Below are 20,418 nucleotides of genomic sequence, written 5' to 3'. Positions count from 1 at the left end.
CCGGCTTTGCACGCAGAACTGGATAGGATAGGAGTAGATCGAACTCAAGCTAATTATGCTCTGAAGTTAGACTCAGGTAAAAGTATTACCCACAACCGTTTTGTCGTGCCTGAGTCTGGAACTCTGCGATTTAATCTTCACGTACCTGAACTCAGTGGTGGCAACCTTATAGTTTCTTTAGAAGGAGATAATGGTGTTACCACACTGGAAACTATTAGCTTATCAGAAGCCAGTGGTCCTTACGATTCTGGCTACAATAACGCAGATACAAACAGAATTGGTTACGGAAATATCGGGTTTGAAACTTTCCATGTAGTAGATATACCAGAACCGCTACGAGGCAGGGTTGCTACAGTGAAGTTTGAAGTAGATAACGGCACGGTTTTTCTGGATGACGTTTTCTTTAAAAGTGTTCATCTAAAGTTGGGTAATCCAACTTTAGATGGTCAAAAAACTCGACCAGACGCTGTTAACAATGCCAACAACTATCTCATTGAAAAGCCACAGTATTCTCTCTCTTATAACGAGAGCAACAAAGGTCCAAATTGGGTAAGCTGGCAACTAAACAGAACCTGGATAGGTACTCTACAACCTCCTGAGAGAGATGACAATCTAGATCCTTTAGATCCTTTTCCTTGGAGGTCGGATAGCGAACTTCCCAGTGAATTAGAGACAACTGAGGGATGGGAGTACAGAGGTAGTGGTTTTGACCGAGGTCACATGACTGCTAGAGAACATCGTAACAGAACTCAGAAAGATCAGTTTGCTACCTTCTTGACAACAAACTTACTTCCACAAGAGAGAAGTAGTAATAGAACCGGTGCATGGCGACAGCTTGAACGCTTTAGTCGGCAAGTTGCTCAGAGGCGTGGTTGGGAACTTTACAATATTGCAGGAGGATATGATTCGATTAATGATGCCCTTCCGCCTGAAAATCCTCTCAACTTAGAAAACATTAACGTCCCTGAGTACACTTGGAAAGTTATTATGTTTGTTGAACCCGGTCAAGGAATAGCAGATATTACAGTAAACACACCTGTGATTGCTGTTACTATGCCTAATGGCATTGCTAATCCGCCAGATATAATTCCACCGCGATGGCAAGATCAAATAACTACGGTCAGAGAGGTCGAAGAACTTACAGGTCTAGATCTTTTGTCAAATCTTCCAGATGAAATCGAAAATGTAATTGAAAACCGGATTTATTCTGGACCTACTAACGTAAATGATTTTCCATCTGTGGTTACATAAGTCTTCACAGTTCTCAGTTTGCGCTGTTTAAGTTGAAGTTCTCATCTGGGGGAACTTCAGCTTAGAGTGGAAGACTCACTCACAATGGTCATTCCTCGTGCTGCCATCGGGCATGATTGTATTGCAGAAGATTGCCCCTTCAATTCCACTAATGTTAGCCAACTCTAAATCAACGATCGCTTCACTTAAATTTACTCCTGTTAGATTAGCTCTTGTGAGCAGGGGTTCACCTAGATAAGTATCTGTTAAACAAGCCCCAGTCAAGTTGACTTCCGCCAGTGATGCTTCTTCCAGGTTAGCTCCACTCAGGTCTGCTTGACTTAAATCTGCTCCGCTTAGGTCAGCTTCGGCTAAATTGGTTTTACTCAGGTTAGCTCCACTCAGATCAGCACAGTTTAATTGAGTACAGTTCAAGTTGGCTCCACTCAAATCTGCTCCACTCATATCTGCTTTAATCAAGCTGGTATAGAACAGGTTAGCATTGCTTAAGTTGGTACCAGATAAGTTCGCCTCACTCAAATCGCCATCGCATAGTTGGACGCCACTCAAGTTAGCACCGCTGAGATTAACATAACTCAGATTGGCCATCCTCAAGTTCGCACCGCTGAAATTGATACCGCTCAAGTAATTTTGACCTGGTTCGAGTTCTTCGAGGTCTTCCACGTTAGCAACGTTTAAGTTAGCATGACTTAAATCAACTCCAGGGAAATCTCTCTCTCCCGCAGCGTAACGTCTATATAGTTCTTCAACGTCCATAGCTTTCTTGTTCAAGCTGTTTATAATTTCATAGTAGCACTGTTACTTTTACTTTTTACCAATAAATGTATCAAACTGTGCGAGAGGTAGAACCAGTGAAAGTGTAAATAGATTAAAGAGGCAAGTTATGAACGCAGAAGAACTGCTCAAAAGGTACGCGGCGGGTGAAAGAGATTTTCGTCGTGTTAACCTACAACGTGCCAAACTAAGAGGCGTAAACTTGAGTGAGGCTGACTTCACTGAAGCTAACTTGATGAGCGCTCGTCTGCAAGAAGCCAATCTCAGGCGTAGCATTTTTAAGTCAGCTAAGTTGCAATTCGCTGACTTGAGCTATGCTATTCTGGACGAAGCAGACTTGTCTAATACTTATTTAGAAACCAACCTAGAAAGTGCTTCCTTGGAGAGAGCTAATCTAAGTAATGCCAACTTGACAGGTAGTAATTTGGAATGTACTAATCTCCGGAATGCCAACCTGAGAAATACTCTTTTAGTTGAAGTTAGCTTGGAACGAGCCAATCTGGAAGGAGCAGACCTTAGAAATGCAATTATGGGTGAAACTTGTCTGTATGAGGCCAATTTGAGAGGAGCACTCGTTGAAGGTTGCGATTTAAGCGACAGCTACAAGCGAAATACTATCATGCCAGATGGACAAGTTGTGACTGATAAATATGCTGAGATGGAATCTGACGATTAACCAAATCGAGGAGTTGACTGAGCTTGACTTTTTCTCAAATATTCCCTCTGGAGATTGAGGAAATAATCGAATCATAAAATATGACGGGGTCTCAACCCCGTCAAAAGCCCCACACAAGTTAGGAGCCATTGTCACTTCTAATTGTGCCATCCGGCATGATGGTGTTGCAGAAAATCAAACGACCTTCTCCGGTGGCTGAAAAGTATGCACCCATCAAGTTGGCTCTGGTGAGATTAGTGCCAATCAACTGCGTACACTCCAGGCTAGCTTCTCTCAAGTCAACATCCACTAAGTCGCTTGCCAGTTCAGCATAATCCAGAATAGCATCCCTCAAATCACCACCCGTCAATATAGTAACCCATAAACTAGCAGAATCTAAGTTAGCACTGCTCAAATTAGCACCACTGAGATTAACAAAACTCAGATTAGCCACAGTCAAGTTAGCACCGCTGAGATTGATACCCCTCAAATCATTCTGACCTGGTTCGAGTTCTTCGATGTCTTCTACGTTAGCAATGTTTAAGTTAGCATGACTTAAATCTACACCCGGAAAATCTCTTTCGCCAGCAGCGTAACGCCTATATAGTTCTTCAACGTCCATAGCTTTCTTGTTCAAGCTGTTTATACTTTGATAGTAGCGCGATTACTTCTACTTTTTATCAATAAATATATCAAGCTGTGCGAGAGGTTGAACCCGATCGCATACCAAGTAATCCAGATGGCTCAGAAGGAATACAAATGTCCTAAAATCTCAACTCTCAAATCTCAAAACGCTAACTGCGCCGAATATTAAAACAACACCAATCTTGGCGCTTCCACAGAGTAGCCACAATCCAGCCGTGCTGTTCGAGAGTGTCGGCAATTGGCTTAGCTTGTTCGAGCAAAATGCCGCTGAGCACGGCCCAAGTAGTCGGTTTGCTAATTGCAGTGAACTGCGGGATTAAATCGATGATTACTTCTGCTAAAATGTTGCAGATCAAACCGTCGATCGGCTCATCGACCATTTCTTTCAAGCGATCGATACTTCCGAGCTCTGCAACCAACTGCTGAGAATTAACGCGGTTGAGTAGCCTGTTGCTAATAGTCGATCGCACTGCCAAAGGATCTGTATCCAAAGCATAAACTTTTGTAGCGCCCAACAACACCGCGCCGATCGACAAAATACCCGATCCGCAGCCGATATCAGCAACGATGCACTCTTTGTCATCAAAACCGAGACGCATTTCCAGCGACTCCAGACAAAGTTGAGTAGTAGCGTGAGCACCCGTACCGAAAGCCACACCCGGATCTAAACGCAAAATAACGCGATCGGTATCAGTCGGTAAGGGCAACCAAGCCGGATTAATTAAAAAGCGATCGCCCACTTCTTGAGGCTGCCAGTGCTCCTTCCAAGTGCTGCCCCAGTCTTCGTCTTCAATCAAATCCCACTGCATCGCAGGTAGGGGCAAACCTGCACACAGAGCATCTTGGCGCAGCCACAGAGACAGAGCGGCCAAATCCAGCAATCCTGCCTGTTCTTCGGGCAAATAAGCCGACATCAGGCAGGAATTGCTTTTGATCTCAGTAGCAGTTCCCCGACAGTTAAACCGTTCCAGACGCCAAAAGATGATATCTTCCAGCGCCGGATCGCAAAGAATTCTAATTTCCCACCAGCTATGTGCCATAACGATTTTAAATTTTAGATTTTAGATTTTAGATTGGCCCAGGGGAACTGGAGACTGGGAACTGGGGAGTGAGGAATGAGGATTGGCTAATAGAAAAATTCCCGCTTTCAGGCCAATTACCAACGATCGATTACCCATTACCAATTATCAGTCCTGGCATCCAAAATCTAAACTCCTAAATCCGTCAAAGATTTACCGTGTAAGCATCCCGAATTCCCGGAACTTTGAGGATCTCAGCCAGTATCCCCTCTGGTAGAGGGTCATCAAGGCTCAAAACCATCACCGCATCGCCTCGCACGATTTTACGGCCTACCTGCATACTGGCAATATTGACATTAAAACTGCCCAATTGGGAACCAATTTTGCCAATAATCCCCGGCATATCGCGGTGCAAGGTAAACAGCATATGGTGAGTGGGGGAAACGTTGACCGGGAAATCGTCAACACTGGTAATCCGAATTTCGCTTTCGCCGAGCACTGCACCTGTCACGGTGTGTTCGCCGAGGGTTCCCTTAGCCGAGAGGTGTAGGGAGCCGGTGTAGTCGCGAATTGAGGCGTCTCTGGTTTCGACGACGCGAATTCCGCGTTCTTTTGCTTCAATGCTGGCGTTGACGTAGTTAACGCGCTCTCGCAGGGCTTGGGATAGCAGGCCTTTGAGGGCGGCAACGACTACGGGCTGGCTTTGGTTGCTGGCCAATTCGCCTTGGAGTTGGACGTTGAGGTAATCGACTCGGCCTCCGGCTAGCTGGCTGACGAGGTTGCCCAGGGTTTCGGCGAGTTGCAGGTAGGGTTTGAGTTTTTCGATCGAGTCTGGGTAAATTCCTGGTATGTTGACAGCCGATCGCGCGGGCAGCCCCAACAGTACATCGCGGATTTGTTCAGCCACGTCGATCGCCACATTCACCTGAGCTTCCGCTGTGGATGCTCCCAAGTGGGGTGTCAGCACGATGTTCTGGCCGACACTCCGCAGTGGGGAATCAGCTTCCAGCGGTTCGTGTTCGTAAACGTCCAAAGCTGCGCCGGCGATCTGACCTGATTTGATGGCTTCTGCGAGGGCTGCTTCGTCGATTATGCCGCCTCTGGCGCAGTTTATGATGCGGGCCGTGGGCTTCATTTTCGACAGCACTTCAGCGTTAATTAAGTGCAGGGTTTCCGGCGTTTTGGGGATGTGCAGGGTGATGTAGTCGGATTCGCGCATCAGCAGTTCGAGTTCTACTAAGCGGCAGCCCAACTGATCGGCTCTTTCGGTGGAAATGAAGGGGTCATAGGCCAGCAGTTTCATGCCCATTGCTTTGGCTGCGGCGGCGAGGTGGGAGCCGATTTTGCCCAAACCGACGATGCCGAGGGTTTTTTTGTAAACTTCTACGCCCAGAAAGCGGTTGCGTTCCCATTTACCCCCTTTGACGGATTCGTTAGCTTCCGGGATGTGGCGAGACATCGAGAGCATCATGGCGAGGGCGTGTTCGGCGGCGGCGATCGTGTTGCCTTCGGGGGAATTGACGACTACAATTCCTTTGCGGGTAGCGGCGGGTACATCGACATTATCTACGCCGACGCCGGCTCGGCCGATAATTTTAAGTGAATTCCCGGCTTCTATGATTTCTTTGGTAACTTGGGTGCCAGAACGGATCATTAAAGCGTCGTAATCTGGAATAATTTTTACCAGTTGTTCGGCTGAGAGTCCTGTGTTTACGTCAACTTGCGCGACTTGGGAGAGGATGTCAATTCCGGCTTGGTCGATCGGATCGGATACTAGAACTTTAGGCATAGCAAGCAATTGAGTGCAATAGTAAAAATAGACCGAGCGTTGGCGAGCTCAAAGTTGAGACTTACACTTAGAGCAGTATCTAACAGCTCAGCTCAAGCTTGCCTTTGTGCAGTTTGAATTGTATCTGTATTCGGTCAAGGTCGGCCGTTTTTTGCATGAAATATTTTAGCTTTGCGGGCGATCGGACTCTCTGACCGTCTGAAAATCCCCCAAGTGCTTAGCTAGTATGTCTTTTCGGTCTATAATAGACTTTGGCTATTTCAGCCTAACTATCAGGAATTATTGTCAATGAATTATCTTATCGCCGTACTGCCCGATCGAATGCAAGCCGAAGCTGCCTACTGTGCTCTGGAAAAAGAAGGCTTGCCTATGAAGCAAGTGAGTATTTTGGGCCGCGGCTACAAAACTGCTGATGAATTTGGCTTGATCGACCCGAACCAGCAAGCGAAGAAACAAGCTAAACTCATGGCTATTTGGCTGATTCCCTTTGGCTTTATTGCTGGGGTTACTTTCAGCTTGATTACTGAGTTGAAAACTTTTGCCTGGGCGGGGGAAATTGGCGATCACGCGATCGGTGGTGTACTAGGTGCGATCGCCGCTGCGATGGGCAGTGTGTTTGTTGGAGGCGCGGGCGGTATGGCTTTTGGTAGTGGCGATGCTTTGCCCTACCGCAACCGTTTGAATGCCGGTAAATTTTTGATTGCGGTTAAGGGTACTGATGATTTGACTGGGAAAGCTGCGAAGATTTTGCAGCAGTTTAAACCGGAAAATATCCAAGGTTATACAGAGACTTAGTTATTGGTTGACTGTCAACTGTTGACGGTTAACTGTTGACGGTTAACTGTTGACATTTTACTCGTGTAATATTTGGAGGCAGTTATGGAATCACAAACTATCCCCCTAGATTCTCCCCTAGAATTAACGCTCGAATTAACAGACGAGCAGTTTTTTCAGTTGTGTATTGACAACCGGGATTTGAGATTTGAGCGTTAATTCTAGGGGAGGATTGATTATTAGAGACTGTTGGCGAATCAATAAAGGGCTTCACCCCTCACCCCTAAAAATAGTGGTTCTAGACTAAATGTCAAATTGACCATATAGCCATTAACTACCAATAGTGAACGGAAATACTGCCTCCCAGAGGTGATGGGTAACACCCCCTGCGAATTCGCCAACAGTCTCTTTCAACCGCCGTCTTATCTTTTCCCGCTAATTGATGGTATGACCTATGAAAATCCTCCACGGCACTTGGATTCCTCAAGCAGAAGAGAATTTTATTCAACCTGGAACGTTTTATATTTGGGTTGAAACCACTGAAAAGAAAAAACAGCCTGCTAAGGTTCATCCCCGACAATTGAAGACGGCACAGTTAAGAGAGTTTCTAACGAAAGAAGCCGGGATTCAACTGTCAGCAATCAGCAATACAAGTGCGATGGGGCGAGAATACGCGATCGTCCCTCGGTATTTTTTACTCCCCACTGCCGACAACCAGCCGTTACCATCTTTAGAGTTAGCGCGATATTTAGAGACAGAATTACCGGAAACATTTGAGTTGGAGTATTGGCAAGTTGATTGTGTGTGCATCGCCACCCACACTTTGACTAAAGTATTGAACGATCTGCATTTTTTTGCCCTCTACGATTTAGCAGAAGTTCAGTTTGGTTCAGACTTGCTATTTTGGTATCACTACACCCAAAATTTTAAGCAAATTGTTCTGAAAGATCATTATATTCCGGCGTTGCGCTATCGAGAAACTGCTCCGATCGCGATCGCACCCATCGAAACATCCGAACCCACTGAGAAAGCCACGCGCGGGCGTAAGAAAGCGGGCGAGACAAAAACCAAAACAACTGCAAAAACTCCAAAAAAACCTGCCCAAATTGCACCCAGCTTTGAGATTTATCCGGGATGGGAAATTGTTTCAACACAGTACGAAACTGATTTACAACGCTATGTTGAATGGATGCCTTTAGTTTGTGTGTCCGGTTTTCGGAAGATTCAGCTACAAGATACACCAAAGTTCTACGATCGCGAACGGTTGCTGCGGCATTTTTCCGAGTGTGCGATCGCGGAAATTGTCACTCAAACCCCCATCCCAGCATCGTTTGAAAATAAGATTGCGGATTCTTTACTCCAAATCTGCCTCAACCAAACACGAAAAATCGCGCGAGTAAGCCTCGATCAATACCGGCAATGGCAAACCTGGCGCGATCGCATTACGCGCAATCAATCTGCTGACTCATTCTCCCTCTGCTTTCAACTACAATCCCCCGAAAACCCCGAACAGCCTTGGGTTTTAGAGTTTCAGGCGGCTGCGAAAAAAGACCCATCTTTGCGGATGCCGTTGCAGGATTATTGGCGATCGCGATCGACTCAACAAAAACAGTTGCAAACACAATTTGGAGACAACTTTGAGCAACATTTGCTGACAAATCTCGGCTACGCTGCCCGCATTTATCCCCAACTTTGGCAAGGGCTAGAAACCGACAAACCAGTTAACATTACCCTCAGCTTAGATGATGCTTTCACCTTTCTGAGCGAGTCCGCTTGGGTATTAGAAGATGCCGGATACAAAGTGATTGTCCCCGCTTGGTGGACGCCGAAGGGACGACAGCGGGCGAAGATTCGCCTGCAAGTCAAAGGGAAGGGCAGCAAGAGTGCTGCAATCAAGGGCAAGGGATTGTTTTCGGCGGATTCCTTGGTGGAATATCAGTATGAATTGGCGATCGGGGGTGAACGGGTTAGCGAACAAGAATGGCAGGCGTTAGTAAATAGCAAAACACCGCTGGTGCAGTTCCGAGGACAATGGATGGAACTGGACAAAGACAAGATGCAGGAGATGCTAAGTTTTTGGCAAAAACATCGCGAAGAAAACCCCGATTTAAGCCTGATTGACTTTATGAAGTTGACGGCAGAAGGAGAAGCGAGCGAACAGTTGGAGGTTGAGCGCGATCGGGCTTTATCGGATATGTTGGAGAAGCTGCACGATAAGAGTCGGTTAGAGTTAATTGCAGATCCGGCAAAGTTTCAGGGCAAGTTACGGGATTATCAAAAGCGCGGCGTTTCTTGGTTGAGTTATTTGGAAAGTTTGGGATTAAATGGCTGTCTTGCCGATGATATGGGTTTGGGTAAATCGGCGCAGGTAATTGCTCGATTATTGCAAGAGCGGGAAGTTTTATCTAGTACAAAAGAGACAGAAAAAAATACAGAAAATGCGGTTCTACCCACGCTGCTAATTGCGCCCACATCCGTAGTTGGTAACTGGCAAAAGGAAATGGAAAAGTTTGCTCCAGAATTGCGATCGCTGATTCACCACGGCCCTCAACGTTTGCAAGATGCCAAAGCATTTAAAGCCGCCGTCCAAGGTTGCGATATGTTGATTACTTCCTTTACCTTGGTGCGAAAAGATGAGAAGCTGTTGAGCAGCGTAGCGTGGCATCGCGTGGTAATTGATGAAGCCCAGAATATTAAAAATCCCAAAGCGGCGCAAACCAAGGCGATTTTAAAGTTACCCGCTACCCATCGACTAGCATTGACTGGAACACCTGTAGAAAATCGATTGCTGGATTTATGGTCGATTTTTAATTTCCTCAATCCCGGATATTTGGGAAAAGAGGCGCAGTTTCGGAAGTTGTTTGAATTACCGATTCAAAAACATGGGAGTCGCACGCAATCTGCAGCGCTCAAAAAATTAGTAGAACCTTTTATCCTGCGCCGTCTGAAAACCGATAAGTCGATTATTCAGGATCTCCCCGACAAAGTTGAGCAAAAGCTCTACTGCAATCTCACCCGCGAGCAAGCTTCGCTTTATGAAGCGATTGTCAAAGAGGTAGAACAAGAAATTGACGCGGCGGAAGGAATGAAGCGCAAGGGGATGATTTTGGCGACACTGCTGAAGCTGAAGCAAATTTGTAACCATCCGCGCCAGTTTTTGCAGGATGAAAGTGAGTTTACACCAGAGCGATCGCACAAACTAGAACGGCTGATCGAGATGATTGAGGAAGTTAAAGCAGAAGGCGAAAGTTTATTGGTATTTACGCAGTTTACAGAACTGGGAAGCGCGTTGGAAAAATATATTAAACAAACGCTACATTACAACACTTACTACATCCACGGGGGAACCAGTCGCGAAAAACGGGAACGGATGATTTCAGAGTTTCAAGATCCAGAGTCTGAACCTTCGGTATTTATTCTGTCACTGAAGGCGGGCGGCGTGGGAATTACGCTGACAAAAGCCAATCACGTGTTCCATTTCGATCGCTGGTGGAATCCGGCAGTGGAAGATCAGGCGACGGATCGGGCGTTTCGGATCGGACAGGAAAAAAATGTGTTTGTGCATAAGTTTGTGGCTATTGGCACTTTGGAGGAAAAGATTGACCAAATGATTGAGGACAAAAAGAAATTGGCAGGGTCAATTATTGGTGCTGATGAATCGTGGTTGACTGAGTTGGATAATGAGGCATTTAAGAAATTAATTAGGCTCAATAAAAATGCGGTTCTAGATTAGGAGAAACCAAAAAATATGTCACAATTTACTCGGACTTGGTGGGGTAATAAATTTATCGATGCGTTAGAAAGATTTACAGATTCTGGGCGACTCGGAAGGGGACGTGCCTATGCACGAAACGGCAAGGTAAAAAGCTTTGGCATGAATGATGGGTTAGTGATGGCACAGGTGAGAGGCTCGGTTAATCCTTATTTTGGGGTTTATAAGGAGCCTCTGTACACAACTCAAATTGAGTTTGAGCCAATTAGTCAGGAAAAGTGGCAAATGGCGATCGCCCAAATGGCATCAAAAGCCAGCTTCATTTCTCGGCTGCTGCTCAACGAAATGCCCGACAATATTGAAAAGGCTTTCTCACCCCTCGGATTGCACCTTTTACCCAGCAGCCGCGAGGACTTTAAGACTACTTGCTCTTGCCCAGACTATAGCAATCCCTGCAAACATATTGCCGGAGTTTATTATTTGGTGGCGGCCGAATTGGACAAAGATCCATTTTTACTGTTTGAATTACGGGGGCTTTCTAAGGAAGTGCTGCACCGCGAATTAGCAAAAACGCCTTTGGGCTTGGCGCTGGCTGCGGAGTTGACGGCGGATGCAGCGGCCCCTGTGGCGGTGGATTCCTATTACACGCGGGCGATCGCCAGTGAGGCGCCAACGGTCAGCCTGAAAGAGTTTTGGCATGGTGCGAAGCGACTACCGCAGACGATTGAGGTGGCAGCGCAAAGTGGGGTAAGCGCGATCGTGGTGAAGAAACAGGGAGATTTTCCACAGTTTTGGCACAAGGATGGTTCGTTTATTGAGGCGATGGAAGAACTGTATTTGCGGGTGAAGAAGAATAAGTAGTTGGGTGGACAATTTTGCTGCCATACTCGATCGAGCTCTTGCAAAAACTTAAACTCGAAGACTTCATAGGTTTGGTACAATAATCGTGCTCATCATATCAGCTTTACCAGCAACTAAAATCATAGGATCGTTATTTGATGATTTTAGACTATAATTAAATTAGTGCGACTGTTAAAAAAGTAGACTTTTTAGTTACAGCAAACTTTGGCAATTTCAAATTAGAATCTAAAATTGACTGATGTTACAAAGAGAAGAACTGTTAAAAGGCATCGAAAACCGCGAATGTGTCGCGCGGGCGATCGACCAAGCGGAACAAGCAATTAAAACTTGGGAAGTTACTCTGACTGATTTTCTGTCGCCTCCAGAATTGGCGGACACTCTGACGGTATTTAAGCGCTTAACAGATGTGGAATTAGTGGCTTGGGGCGGCTACCCGCAAGCTGAAAGACAAAGAATTGCGATCGCGCGATCGGATATCCCGATCGACTCTGCTAGCGTTAACGTTGCTGCGGTGGAGATTGCTGGCAATTTCTTGTTCGATACAGCTTCTCACCGCGACTTTTTGGGGGCGATGTTGGGTACAGGAATTGTCCGCGAGAAAACTGGTGATGTGATTGTTTTGGGAGAACGCGGCGCGCAAGCGATTGTCATGCCGGAGATGGTAGAGTATTTGGAGATGAGTTTGCAGCAAGTGCGATCGGTTCCCGTGCAAACGCGGCGCATTGAGTTGAGCGAACTCAAAATTAGAGAACCTAAAAAGAAAGAAATGACAACCGTTGAAGCATCCATGAGATTGGATGCTGTCGCCTCGGCTGGATTCGCAATGTCTCGCAGCAAAATGGCCGATTTGATTGGCAGCGGCGATGTGCGAGTTAACTGGAAAGACGTTACTCAAGCTAGTTATAATGTCAAGTCTGGAGATTTAATTGCTGTTACGGGCAAGGGAAGATTGGAAATTGGGGAAGTTGCTGTTACTAAGAAGGAACGCTATCGAGTCCAGTTAACTCGATATTTGTAATTTATAGCCCAGAAACCGGGTTTTTTTCGAGAATATGGATACACCGCGTAAAAATTGCGAAAAACCCGGTTTCTTTGGTTTCTGTGGTAGTCCTGGACGCTTGTAAAATTGGGGAAGGTTCATTTGTTTGTGGGTGCGATGGTTTGTCCACGGGCTCGTTTGTTTGTCCGCGATTCCGCGATTCCGCCAGGGGTTGAAACCCCTGTCTCATAGAAGACAGTCGGTTGAAACCGACTGAAGAATGGTGACAAATACTCGATTATTGTGACAAATACGCGATAGTTTATTTAATTTGCTTTTCAGTCCTCTTTTAGAGGACTTTCGCTATGAGACGGGGGTTTCAACCCCCGGCGGACTTGTGGGGTAGCGTGGAGGATTTTGGTGGCGGGGATTTTGGTGGCCCGAATGTGCGATCGACCTTTTGGTAAAATTTGCGTTAGGGGCGATCGACCTTTTGGTAAAATTTGGGTTAGGGGCGATCGAATGTTTGTCGTTGGGTGGGGGCGGGTTTATCTAGATTGTTGCTGGGAATTGGGGATGGTTGGTAAAACCCGCCCCTACAGAATTATCGGGATGTTTGATTGTTTTGGGAAAATTTGGGTTAGGGGCGATCGAATGTTTGTCCTTGGGTGCCGGCGGGTTTATTTATATTGTCAACGATCGCGATTATTCGTCTTTCGCCCGAAACACCTTTTCTACCGACTTCACCAACAGTTCTCGCGGCATCAATCGAGGCATATTGGCGATGATTTGATTGGGAATTCCCCCTGTCACGACATTAGACTCATTTTTGTCTAAAGCTTTCAAAGCATCTCGCACTACTTCCGCTGCGGGAACGAGTTTTTGCCAGCTGCTGGATGCCATTGATTGAGGGAATTCAGCTACTGCGAAAAAGTTCGATTCTGTCGGCCCTGGACAAAGGCATAAAACGCGAATTCCTAAATCTTTGTTTTCCGCCCAAAGTGCCTCGCTGAAACTCAAAACAAAGGCTTTAGTCGCTGCATACATCGACAAGTACGGCATCGGTTGAAAAGCTGCAATGGAGGCAACATTGATGATACTTCCCGATTTTCTTTCGCGCATTCCCTGCAAAAATAAGTGCGAGAGTTCAACTAATGCTACAATATTTAGTTGCACCATTGTTAGTTGTTTCGCAAGCGGGCGATCGGCAAAAGCACCGTAATCGCCAAAACCCGCATTGTTCACCAACAAATCAACCGTCCAACCTTTTTTAACAACCGCGTCAAATACAGCATTTGTGGCTCCTGGTGCGGTCAAATCTTGAACGATAATTTCGACCAAAATATTGAATTCCTGTTGCAGTTGAGCAGCTAGCTGTCGCAATTTGTCTTCGGAACGAGCTACCAAGATTAGATTGTGCTGGCGTTTGGCTAATTCGGCGGCAAAGGCTGCACCAATTCCGCCAGAAGCACCAGTGATTAAAGAAGTCGGCATGAAATTAATTCGGATATTTGATGTGGGGTTTATATATTTTAACAATTATTTGGACGGGGAAACTGTAAAATAATTAAAAGGGAATAGGTGAGTTTTATGGCGCGTCTTACCGATCGAGCTTTTGAAATTTTGCGGGCAGAAGTTGACAAGTGCGCGGCGGCTGATAGTCTAGCGGGTGATGTCTACCGACGGATGGTAATCAAGCGGTTGGAGAAGTTGCGATCGCAAAACGGCACTTTCGCCTCAATAGAAGAAATCCGCGATACCTTCAAAGACGAATTTCCCAACTTCAGCGAACAAGCTCTTAAAGCAGCCGTCAAAGCCAACCGCCCGCCCGGATTGTTCGGTAAAATCATCTTTGCTGGGAGTTTGCTGGGAAGTGCAGCGGGGATAATTTGGTTGATTAACCTGCCTTTCCCGATGATTCGCTGGCCCGTGGCGAAAACAATGCCGATATTATTGCTGCCGAGTTTTATCAGTATGGATCATAATTACCGGCAGGCGATCGCCCTTGTGGAACAATCCGATCAACTGGTGAATAAAGCCACTGCTGTCGCTGATTTTGACTTGGGCGAAATAAAAGCAAAAGAAGCTCAAAAACACCTCGACGCCTTGCCGGTGTGGTTCCTCGGCTATTACCCAAAGAGGTACTGCTCTTTTTTTAGCTGCAGTTGGCGGTTTACACTCGATGAATTTCAAGCTGCCCGCAAAAATGTCGGGCGGATGGAGGCTCAGATTTTCCAGCAAAAAAATGCTTTTACTCAGTTAAATCAAGTCGAACAAACTCTCAACGCGGCGAAACAGCAGTATCAGCAAGCCAAAACCGCTGCAGACAGACAAAAAGCGACGGTAAATTGGCAAAGTGCGATCGACCAACTCAATCAAATTCCCGCCGAAACCCTCGCGGGAGAAACGGCTAAAAAAACACTCAAAGCAGCAGAAAGAGACTTTCAAGCAATGGGTGGCGTCGCCACCGGTTCTGTGCAGGCTGACAACTTAATTGAAGCTGCCAAAGAATTTGCTTTCTCCGCCGCCGTCGCCGCCAAAAACCCGCCCCATCCCGCCGCACAGTGGGAGCAAATAGCACAATTGTGGCAAGAAGCTATTAACAGACTGAAATTGATTTCAGTCGATAACCCTGGGTATCTCGACGCTCAAACCAAACTCGCTCAATATCAAAAAGATTTAGGAACTACCCAGATTAGACTGGAAGCAGAAAAAGATTCTGCAAAAGCTTTGCAAGCAGCTAAAAGCTTGTTTGCCAACTTGCAAAATAATGTGAATTCTCAAAATCCCGATAACTCCCTCAGCCAGTTGCAACAAATTATCAATCAATTAGAATCCGTGAAATCCGGGACAACTGTTTATCCCGAATCCCAAAAATGGCTGCAATCTGCTCGCAAGAAACAGCAAGAATGGCAAAAGAATTAGTCAGTTGACTGTTGACTGTTGACTGTTGACTGTTAACTGTTAAGGGTCGCGAATTAAATAACTTACAATTTTAATTGTTCTTGTGGGATGGGCGTCCCGCCCGTCCATAAAGGGCGGGCGGGACGCCCAACCCTACTCCCCACAAACTTGTGTAAATTATTTAATTCGCGATCCTAATGACTCATATCATGTCCGATCGATTAACCATAATATCTTGGTAGGGGCGGGTTTTTGAGATTGTCAATTATTCGCAGGTATTGTTGGTAAACCCGCCCCTACAAAAATCGCGATCGCTCGACCGGACATGATATCATGACTAATGACTAATGCCAACAACCAACTGCCAACTGCCAACTGCCAACTAACAAATTACCAATTCGGGTCAACATACAGATTAATTGTCACTTGCTTTTTCCCCGAAGGGATGCCGGAAATACAAGCACAAATCGTATCTCCGCCATCAATTTCTACTTCGCAAGCGTGACAAGAACCCATGAGACAGCCGGTAGGAATAGAAACCCCTGCACGTTTAGCTACATCTAGCAAAAGCTCTCCTGGGTCAGCTTCAACTGTCACATTATCTGGTAAAAAACAAACTTTTGTCATTGAATTTGAACCTCAACTCTAACAAACAATAGTTAATAGTCAACTGTCAACTGTCAACTGTCAACTGTTAACTAATTAACCTAAAATATGCTTTATATCTAAATGCTTTTCCACTGTATCTGCTAGAGAGTCTAACAGAGTTTCTCGGTGTTCTCGGTAATTAGGAATACCTGTAGGCAATGCGCGGAGTCCCCGCTGCTGCCGCAAGTGATTTAACCAAGCTCGCCGCCAAGCTCCGTTGTCAAAGATGCCGTGCAGGTATGTACCCCAAATTGATTGAGAAGTATTGACAATGCCTAAACTAGCATCGTCAAATAGCGGTTGAGTCAAATCTGACTCTAGGATTTGCGTTTTTCCTTGATGAATTTCGTAACCGGAAACTGGCAAACCCGGTTGAGGATAGTTAGATGTTACGATTCGTTGGCGGGCAATTTTGTTCGGTGCCATCGCAGTTTTTAAAGGAAGCAATCCTAATCCTGGAAATTCTCCCTTTTCTCCCTCAATGCCTTCTTTATCGGTGATACTTTCTCCCAGCATCTGAAAGCCACCACAAACTCCCATGACTGTACCGCCAGCTACTAAATAATTTTGAATAGCTTTTGCCATACCTGTTTGGCGCAGCACGTGCAAATCGGAAATTGTAGTTTTAGAGCCTGGTAAAATCACGGCGTCTGGATGGCCTAAATGGTCTTTTGGACTGACATATTTGACTGTGACGCTAGTTTCCGACTCTAAGGGGTCAAAGTCGGTAAAATTGGAAATTCGGGGCAGGCGGATGACTGAAATATTTATGTCGGTTTGAGAATTGGGAGAACGCCGATCGAGCAAATCGAGAGAATCTTCTGAGGGAAACACTTCGTCTATCCAAGGAATCACCCCAACTACCGGGATTCCCGTCCTTTCTTCTAGCCAAGTCAGGCCCGGATCTAATATCGATTTTTGTCCTCGGAACTTATTAATAATGAATCCTTTAATTAAAGCTCGTTCGTCGGGATCGAGCAATTCCAAAGTACCGATGATGTGAGCAAAAGCACCGCCGCGATCGATGTCAACTACTAGCAAAGTTCGAGCTTTTAAATATTTAGCTACCCGCATATTTGTTAAATCGCGGTGTTTGAGATTAATCTCAGCAGGGCTACCGGCTCCCTCACACACAATCATGTCAAATTCTTGCTTGAGAAATTCTAAAGAGTCCCGAATAGCTTGCCAGCCGAGATCGAAATACTGCTCGTAATATTGAGCTGCTCGCACATTGGCGATCGCCCTGCCCTTGACAATCAATTGAGAAGTCATGTCTCCTTGTGGCTTGAGCAAAATCGGATTCATTTCTACCCAAGGTGCGACGCCCGCAGCCCAAGCTTGCACTGCTTGAGCGTAACCAATCTCTCCGCCGGCCGCTGTGACATAGGAATTCAGTGCCATATTCTGACCTTTAAACGGAGTTACCCGCCAGCCGCGTCGAGAAAAAATTCGACATAAAGCTGCAACGAGTAAAGATTTCCCTGCGTGAGATGTTGTTCCCACGACCATAATTGCTTTCATAATATTAAAAGAGAAGGAAGAAGGAAGTTCGGCAACGGATTCGCTCGACGGATGTAACGGATGTAACGGATATAACGGATGTCAGGAAGAAGGAAGAAGGAAGAAGTAAAAAGTAAAAAGTAAAAAGTAAAAAGTAAAAAGTAATAAGGCAGAAGGCAGAAGGCAGAATCAAAAAAAATTCTGGTTTCTACCTTTTGCTTTTTGGCTCAAGATGATGGCTTATCTTCGCCGGATACATTCTCAGACTTGGATTCAGTAGTCGGTTTAGCAGTTTCGACTAGATTCGGATCGGGGGGATTCGGGCGAATCAATTCCGGTTGTTCTCCCTCAGAATATGGTGTTTTATCTGTAGATTCGATCGAGATCACTGATACTGAAACCGTTTCCACCTGCACGCTCAACCCAGGTTCTCCCGGTATTTCTATCTCTACAGGCGCTGCCATTTCCACCACAGTCATTTCCAGAGATACAGCAGGGGCTTCTGCTTCCGGTACGCCTGCTGCTTCCGGTTCACCCACTGCAGCCAGCGGTGTCTGGGTTTCCAGAGATACAGCAGGGGCTGCTGCTTCCGGTTCACCAACCGCAGCCAGAGGTGTCTGGGTGTCAGCGGACGATCGATCTTCGATCGTCCCGTCCCCTATTTTGTCAGAACTCGCGGTTTCTGTGGCCATCAACTCGGCCATTGCTTCAACATTGGTGGGAAAAGGCACTCCAAGGCTTGTTTCCACAGCAGTGTTGCTGCTTTCGGCTGCCACTTCCGCAGCCGCCGCGGCTAATTCGGATTCGAGAATTTGGTCGATACCCGGTGCAGGAGTTGCCGTTATTTGAGATTCAGGTGCGATCGATTCTGGAGTCACTGAAGGTTTTGGCGTCTGCGGAGTTGCATCAGATTTGTTTTTACCCGCACCCCGTCCCAACATACCGCCGAGACTATTTTTGATGTTGTCAAACAGACTACCGAAACCGCCGGATTTTTTAGCTGGTTTAGGAGGAGTAGGAGGAGTTGGGGCCGCCGTTGGGGCCGCCGCCGCTGCCGCTGCCGCCTGCGACTCTTTAACGGCTGTTCTCCATTCTGTTTCCTCGTCAAAATCATCGACTTCTGGCTGCTGTGGAGGCTCTGGCTGAGCCTCTACTGGCTCCACACTTGGTGCAACGGCTATTTCTGAAATTTCTAGAGGTAGAGGTAGAGGAGTGAAGCTGCTGGCTAATTCTGCTGGGGTGGGTGAAATCTCAGCAGCAGGAGTTTCGACTGAAAAGACGGGTATTTCTGCAATTGCAGGTGGTTTCGAGTCGGGAATTTTCAAGTCAGGGGCGATCGCACTTTCTGCCGTTGCCTCGTCGATCGCACTTTCTGCAATACTTTCAGCTATGGGGGGAATCGCTGGCTGTTCCTCTAGCTTTACCTCGCCCTTATCCAGAGTGGGTGCTGGAACCACATCAGTTTTCGGTTTGGGCGATCGAACAAACTTAGGTTTTTTCGCTGCTGCGGGTTCTTTTTTCTTGGCAAACAAGCCAGCCAACGGCAAGCCTGCTGCAGCCAAATTCGCCGACTGAGGAATCGGCGTTTGCTCAGCAATGGGCGTCACCTGCCGGCGCAAAGTCAGAGTTTCCCAGGCAAACCACCCCAACATCGCCACGCCCGCCATTTGACCAAGCAGGAGAGCACCAGTAATTCGTCCCGCACAAGCCCATAAAATTAACGCATAAAAAAGTCCTACCCCGCTCCAGGTAAAATCACTTTTGCGGTGCACTTCTGGAAAAAAGAAGGCCGCCATGTAAATACTGAAGCTGCCTAGACCGACCGCTAACGCCAGAAAGTATGCAAGCATATTGTCGGTACCTCCGCTGTGTCAAATAACTTCTACGCGCTAATTCTACCTTTGAGAGAGACTCAACGGCTTCTTTCTCTAGGACAATTCTTGATTTGTAGCGAAGTTTTGCAAGGAAGCAGTGTAAGGGATTTAACACGTTCAACGGATGCTGACGCCTCAAGTGCGAGTCAAGATTTTCCACTCTGCCCCACATCTCTAATGCCCATTACCCCCTAGGCCTACACCCCCTATCCCCATCACCCCCTTCTCCGTGGTGATAGATGTCACTTAGACTAGGCCCGTGCGATCGCACCAAGGGACTGAGGATGTTTATATGTTGTAGGTGTAAGAGGAATTATGCCCTAGGGCATATGTATGGGAGAGAGTGCCATGTTAGAAAAATTATTATTAGCGGCCGGCTTAACCTTATCGCTTCACATATTTCCCGGACTGAGCACTTCCGCAAAGTTACCCAAAAATTTAGTATTGCGATCGAGCGATCGTCCGGCTCAAACCCTGCAACTTCCCATCGTTGCAGTACCTGCTGGCCTCAAGCCGAATGTCCAATCCTAATTATACGTGCCAGCTCATACGTGCAAGTGCGATCGGACTTAGGCAGAGCCTTTCTAATATTTTTATCGAGCTGTTCTCTTTTTTATGTGACTGTTCGCAACTCATCAGTTTGTAGTCAGGGCTTTAGTCCTCATTAATATCACCTAATAAGGACTAAAGCCCTTACTACAAACCCCAGGTCAATAATGAGTAGCAGATTGAACATTAATTCCCATAACATACTAGAAATATCTCAACATTAGGTTGTCTCATAGAGACATTCAAACCTTAAAAAACTTGGGAAACCTTGAGTAAAGGCTCAAAATAGATATATGATGTCAGATTGAACTCGAAGCTAATAATACCAATTTATTGTAAAGTTGCACATATCTCGATCCCCCTAAATCGCCCTGATTGTTGGGGAGTAGGGGTTGACTTTGATAAGAATCTTGTTCCCCCCTTATTAAGGGGGGCTAGGGGGGATCGGATTCTATGCAGCCGCATAAAAAATTGGTATAAGCAC

At 46.3% G+C, this 20,418-nt stretch carries 16 protein-coding genes and 1 pseudogene; 9 read left to right on the top strand and 8 right to left on the bottom strand.

Annotated elements, in window-relative coordinates; genetic code table 11:
- Positions 1 to 1,251 (top strand): DNA/RNA non-specific endonuclease (locus QUB39_RS22065; protein ID WP_333211024.1); only part of this gene is annotated, 1,251 nt, incomplete at its 5' end.
- Positions 1,252 to 1,326: 75 nt separating this feature from the next.
- On the opposite strand, the gene QUB39_RS22060 is transcribed toward QUB39_RS22065, so the two are convergent.
- Positions 1,327 to 2,007, bottom strand: a complete 681-nt coding sequence (locus QUB39_RS22060; protein ID WP_333057860.1) for a pentapeptide repeat-containing protein — start codon at positions 2,005 to 2,007, stop codon at positions 1,327 to 1,329.
- 127 nt (positions 2,008 to 2,134) lie between these two features.
- Between QUB39_RS22060 and QUB39_RS22055 the strand changes: the two genes are divergently transcribed.
- Positions 2,135 to 2,701 carry a pentapeptide repeat-containing protein gene (locus tag QUB39_RS22055; RefSeq protein WP_333211021.1) on the top strand — a complete coding sequence of 189 codons (567 nt, stop codon included), beginning with the start codon at positions 2,135 to 2,137 and terminating at the stop codon, positions 2,699 to 2,701.
- 118 nt (positions 2,702 to 2,819) lie between these two features.
- Here QUB39_RS22055 and QUB39_RS22050 read toward each other — a convergent pair whose 3' ends face one another.
- The 3 genes from QUB39_RS22050 to serA all read right to left on the bottom strand — a co-directional run bounded on the left by QUB39_RS22050 (position 2,820) and on the right by serA (position 6,133).
- The gene (locus tag QUB39_RS22050; RefSeq protein ID WP_333057862.1) at positions 2,820 to 3,302 is read right to left on the bottom strand and encodes a pentapeptide repeat-containing protein; all 483 of its coding nucleotides are present in this window, start codon (positions 3,300 to 3,302) and stop codon (positions 2,820 to 2,822) included.
- A gap of 172 nt (positions 3,303 to 3,474) precedes the next feature.
- Positions 3,475 to 4,365, bottom strand: a complete 891-nt coding sequence (gene prmA / locus QUB39_RS22045) for a 50S ribosomal protein L11 methyltransferase (protein WP_333057863.1) — start codon at positions 4,363 to 4,365, stop codon at positions 3,475 to 3,477.
- Between the two features lie 184 nt (positions 4,366 to 4,549).
- Positions 4,550 to 6,133 carry a phosphoglycerate dehydrogenase gene (gene serA / locus QUB39_RS22040; RefSeq protein WP_333057864.1) on the bottom strand — a complete coding sequence of 528 codons (1,584 nt, stop codon included), beginning with the start codon at positions 6,131 to 6,133 and terminating at the stop codon, positions 4,550 to 4,552.
- A gap of 288 nt (positions 6,134 to 6,421) precedes the next feature.
- On the opposite strand from serA, the gene QUB39_RS22035 reads away from it, so the two are divergent.
- The 5 genes and pseudogenes from QUB39_RS22035 (at position 6,422) to QUB39_RS22015 (ending at position 12,498) form a co-directional block, all read left to right on the top strand.
- Complete coding sequence (locus tag QUB39_RS22035; protein ID WP_333057865.1) at positions 6,422 to 6,928, top strand: hypothetical protein; 507 nt, start codon at positions 6,422 to 6,424, stop codon at positions 6,926 to 6,928.
- Positions 6,929 to 7,012: 84 nt separating this feature from the next.
- Positions 7,013 to 7,123: pseudogene (locus QUB39_RS22030) on the top strand (Uma2 family endonuclease); the annotation flags it as partial.
- Positions 7,124 to 7,361: 238 nt separating this feature from the next.
- A complete protein-coding gene (locus QUB39_RS22025) occupies positions 7,362 to 10,640 on the top strand; it encodes a DEAD/DEAH box helicase (protein WP_333211018.1) in 3,279 nt (1,092 codons plus the stop codon).
- A gap of 15 nt (positions 10,641 to 10,655) precedes the next feature.
- The gene (locus QUB39_RS22020) at positions 10,656 to 11,480 is read left to right on the top strand and encodes an SWIM zinc finger family protein (protein ID WP_333211016.1); all 825 of its coding nucleotides are present in this window, start codon (positions 10,656 to 10,658) and stop codon (positions 11,478 to 11,480) included.
- Between the two features lie 238 nt (positions 11,481 to 11,718).
- Complete coding sequence (locus QUB39_RS22015) at positions 11,719 to 12,498, top strand: photosystem II S4 domain protein (protein ID WP_333057868.1); 780 nt, start codon at positions 11,719 to 11,721, stop codon at positions 12,496 to 12,498.
- A gap of 666 nt (positions 12,499 to 13,164) precedes the next feature.
- Here the strand turns inward: QUB39_RS22015 and QUB39_RS22010 are convergent.
- A complete protein-coding gene (locus tag QUB39_RS22010; RefSeq protein WP_333057869.1) occupies positions 13,165 to 13,953 on the bottom strand; it encodes an SDR family oxidoreductase in 789 nt (262 codons plus the stop codon).
- A gap of 96 nt (positions 13,954 to 14,049) precedes the next feature.
- On the opposite strand from QUB39_RS22010, the gene QUB39_RS22005 reads away from it, so the two are divergent.
- Positions 14,050 to 15,384, top strand: a complete 1,335-nt coding sequence (locus QUB39_RS22005) for a hypothetical protein (protein ID WP_333211014.1) — start codon at positions 14,050 to 14,052, stop codon at positions 15,382 to 15,384.
- A gap of 369 nt (positions 15,385 to 15,753) precedes the next feature.
- On the opposite strand, the gene QUB39_RS22000 is transcribed toward QUB39_RS22005, so the two are convergent.
- From QUB39_RS22000 to QUB39_RS21990, 3 genes are all read right to left on the bottom strand, one after another.
- Positions 15,754 to 15,990 (bottom strand): 2Fe-2S iron-sulfur cluster binding domain-containing protein, encoded by a 237-nt coding sequence (locus QUB39_RS22000; protein ID WP_333057871.1) that lies wholly within the window; start codon positions 15,988 to 15,990, stop codon positions 15,754 to 15,756.
- Positions 15,991 to 16,065: 75 nt separating this feature from the next.
- Positions 16,066 to 17,532 carry a cobyric acid synthase CobQ gene (gene cobQ, locus QUB39_RS21995; protein WP_333057872.1) on the bottom strand — a complete coding sequence of 489 codons (1,467 nt, stop codon included), beginning with the start codon at positions 17,530 to 17,532 and terminating at the stop codon, positions 16,066 to 16,068.
- Between the two features lie 206 nt (positions 17,533 to 17,738).
- Complete coding sequence (locus QUB39_RS21990) at positions 17,739 to 19,361, bottom strand: Ycf66 family protein (protein ID WP_333057873.1); 1,623 nt, start codon at positions 19,359 to 19,361, stop codon at positions 17,739 to 17,741.
- Between the two features lie 372 nt (positions 19,362 to 19,733).
- On the opposite strand from QUB39_RS21990, the gene QUB39_RS21985 reads away from it, so the two are divergent.
- Positions 19,734 to 19,916 carry a hypothetical protein gene (locus QUB39_RS21985; RefSeq protein ID WP_333057874.1) on the top strand — a complete coding sequence of 61 codons (183 nt, stop codon included), beginning with the start codon at positions 19,734 to 19,736 and terminating at the stop codon, positions 19,914 to 19,916.
- The last annotated feature ends 502 nt before the right edge of the window (positions 19,917 to 20,418 follow it).

Origin of the sequence: Microcoleus sp. AT8-B5, assembly GCF_036705565.1 — a bacterium.
In the GTDB taxonomy this organism is placed as follows: domain Bacteria; phylum Cyanobacteriota; class Cyanobacteriia; order Cyanobacteriales; family Microcoleaceae; genus Microcoleus.
The sequence above is the reverse complement of the archived record's forward strand: the minus strand, read 5'-3'. Positions and strand labels throughout refer to the sequence as shown.

What these genes read in the sequence shown, in the direction of transcription:
- QUB39_RS22060 (WP_333057860.1), bottom strand. Translation starts at nt 2,007, where the DNA reads ATGGACGTTGAAGAACTATATAGACGTTACGCTGCGGGAGAGAGAGAT.
- QUB39_RS22055 (WP_333211021.1), top strand. Translation starts at nt 2,135, where the DNA reads ATGAACGCAGAAGAACTGCTCAAAAGGTACGCGGCGGGTGAAAGAGAT.
- QUB39_RS22050 (WP_333057862.1), bottom strand. Translation starts at nt 3,302, where the DNA reads ATGGACGTTGAAGAACTATATAGGCGTTACGCTGCTGGCGAAAGAGAT.
- prmA (WP_333057863.1), bottom strand. Translation starts at nt 4,365, where the DNA reads ATGGCACATAGCTGGTGGGAAATTAGAATTCTTTGCGATCCGGCGCTG.
- serA (WP_333057864.1), bottom strand. Translation starts at nt 6,133, where the DNA reads ATGCCTAAAGTTCTAGTATCCGATCCGATCGACCAAGCCGGAATTGAC.
- QUB39_RS22035 (WP_333057865.1), top strand. Translation starts at nt 6,422, where the DNA reads ATGAATTATCTTATCGCCGTACTGCCCGATCGAATGCAAGCCGAAGCT.
- QUB39_RS22025 (WP_333211018.1), top strand. Translation starts at nt 7,362, where the DNA reads ATGAAAATCCTCCACGGCACTTGGATTCCTCAAGCAGAAGAGAATTTT.
- QUB39_RS22020 (WP_333211016.1), top strand. Translation starts at nt 10,656, where the DNA reads ATGTCACAATTTACTCGGACTTGGTGGGGTAATAAATTTATCGATGCG.
- QUB39_RS22015 (WP_333057868.1), top strand. Translation starts at nt 11,719, where the DNA reads ATGTTACAAAGAGAAGAACTGTTAAAAGGCATCGAAAACCGCGAATGT.
- QUB39_RS22010 (WP_333057869.1), bottom strand. Translation starts at nt 13,953, where the DNA reads ATGCCGACTTCTTTAATCACTGGTGCTTCTGGCGGAATTGGTGCAGCC.
- QUB39_RS22005 (WP_333211014.1), top strand. Translation starts at nt 14,050, where the DNA reads ATGGCGCGTCTTACCGATCGAGCTTTTGAAATTTTGCGGGCAGAAGTT.
- QUB39_RS22000 (WP_333057871.1), bottom strand. Translation starts at nt 15,990, where the DNA reads ATGACAAAAGTTTGTTTTTTACCAGATAATGTGACAGTTGAAGCTGAC.
- cobQ (WP_333057872.1), bottom strand. Translation starts at nt 17,532, where the DNA reads ATGAAAGCAATTATGGTCGTGGGAACAACATCTCACGCAGGGAAATCT.
- QUB39_RS21990 (WP_333057873.1), bottom strand. Translation starts at nt 19,361, where the DNA reads ATGCTTGCATACTTTCTGGCGTTAGCGGTCGGTCTAGGCAGCTTCAGT.
- QUB39_RS21985 (WP_333057874.1), top strand. Translation starts at nt 19,734, where the DNA reads ATGTTAGAAAAATTATTATTAGCGGCCGGCTTAACCTTATCGCTTCAC.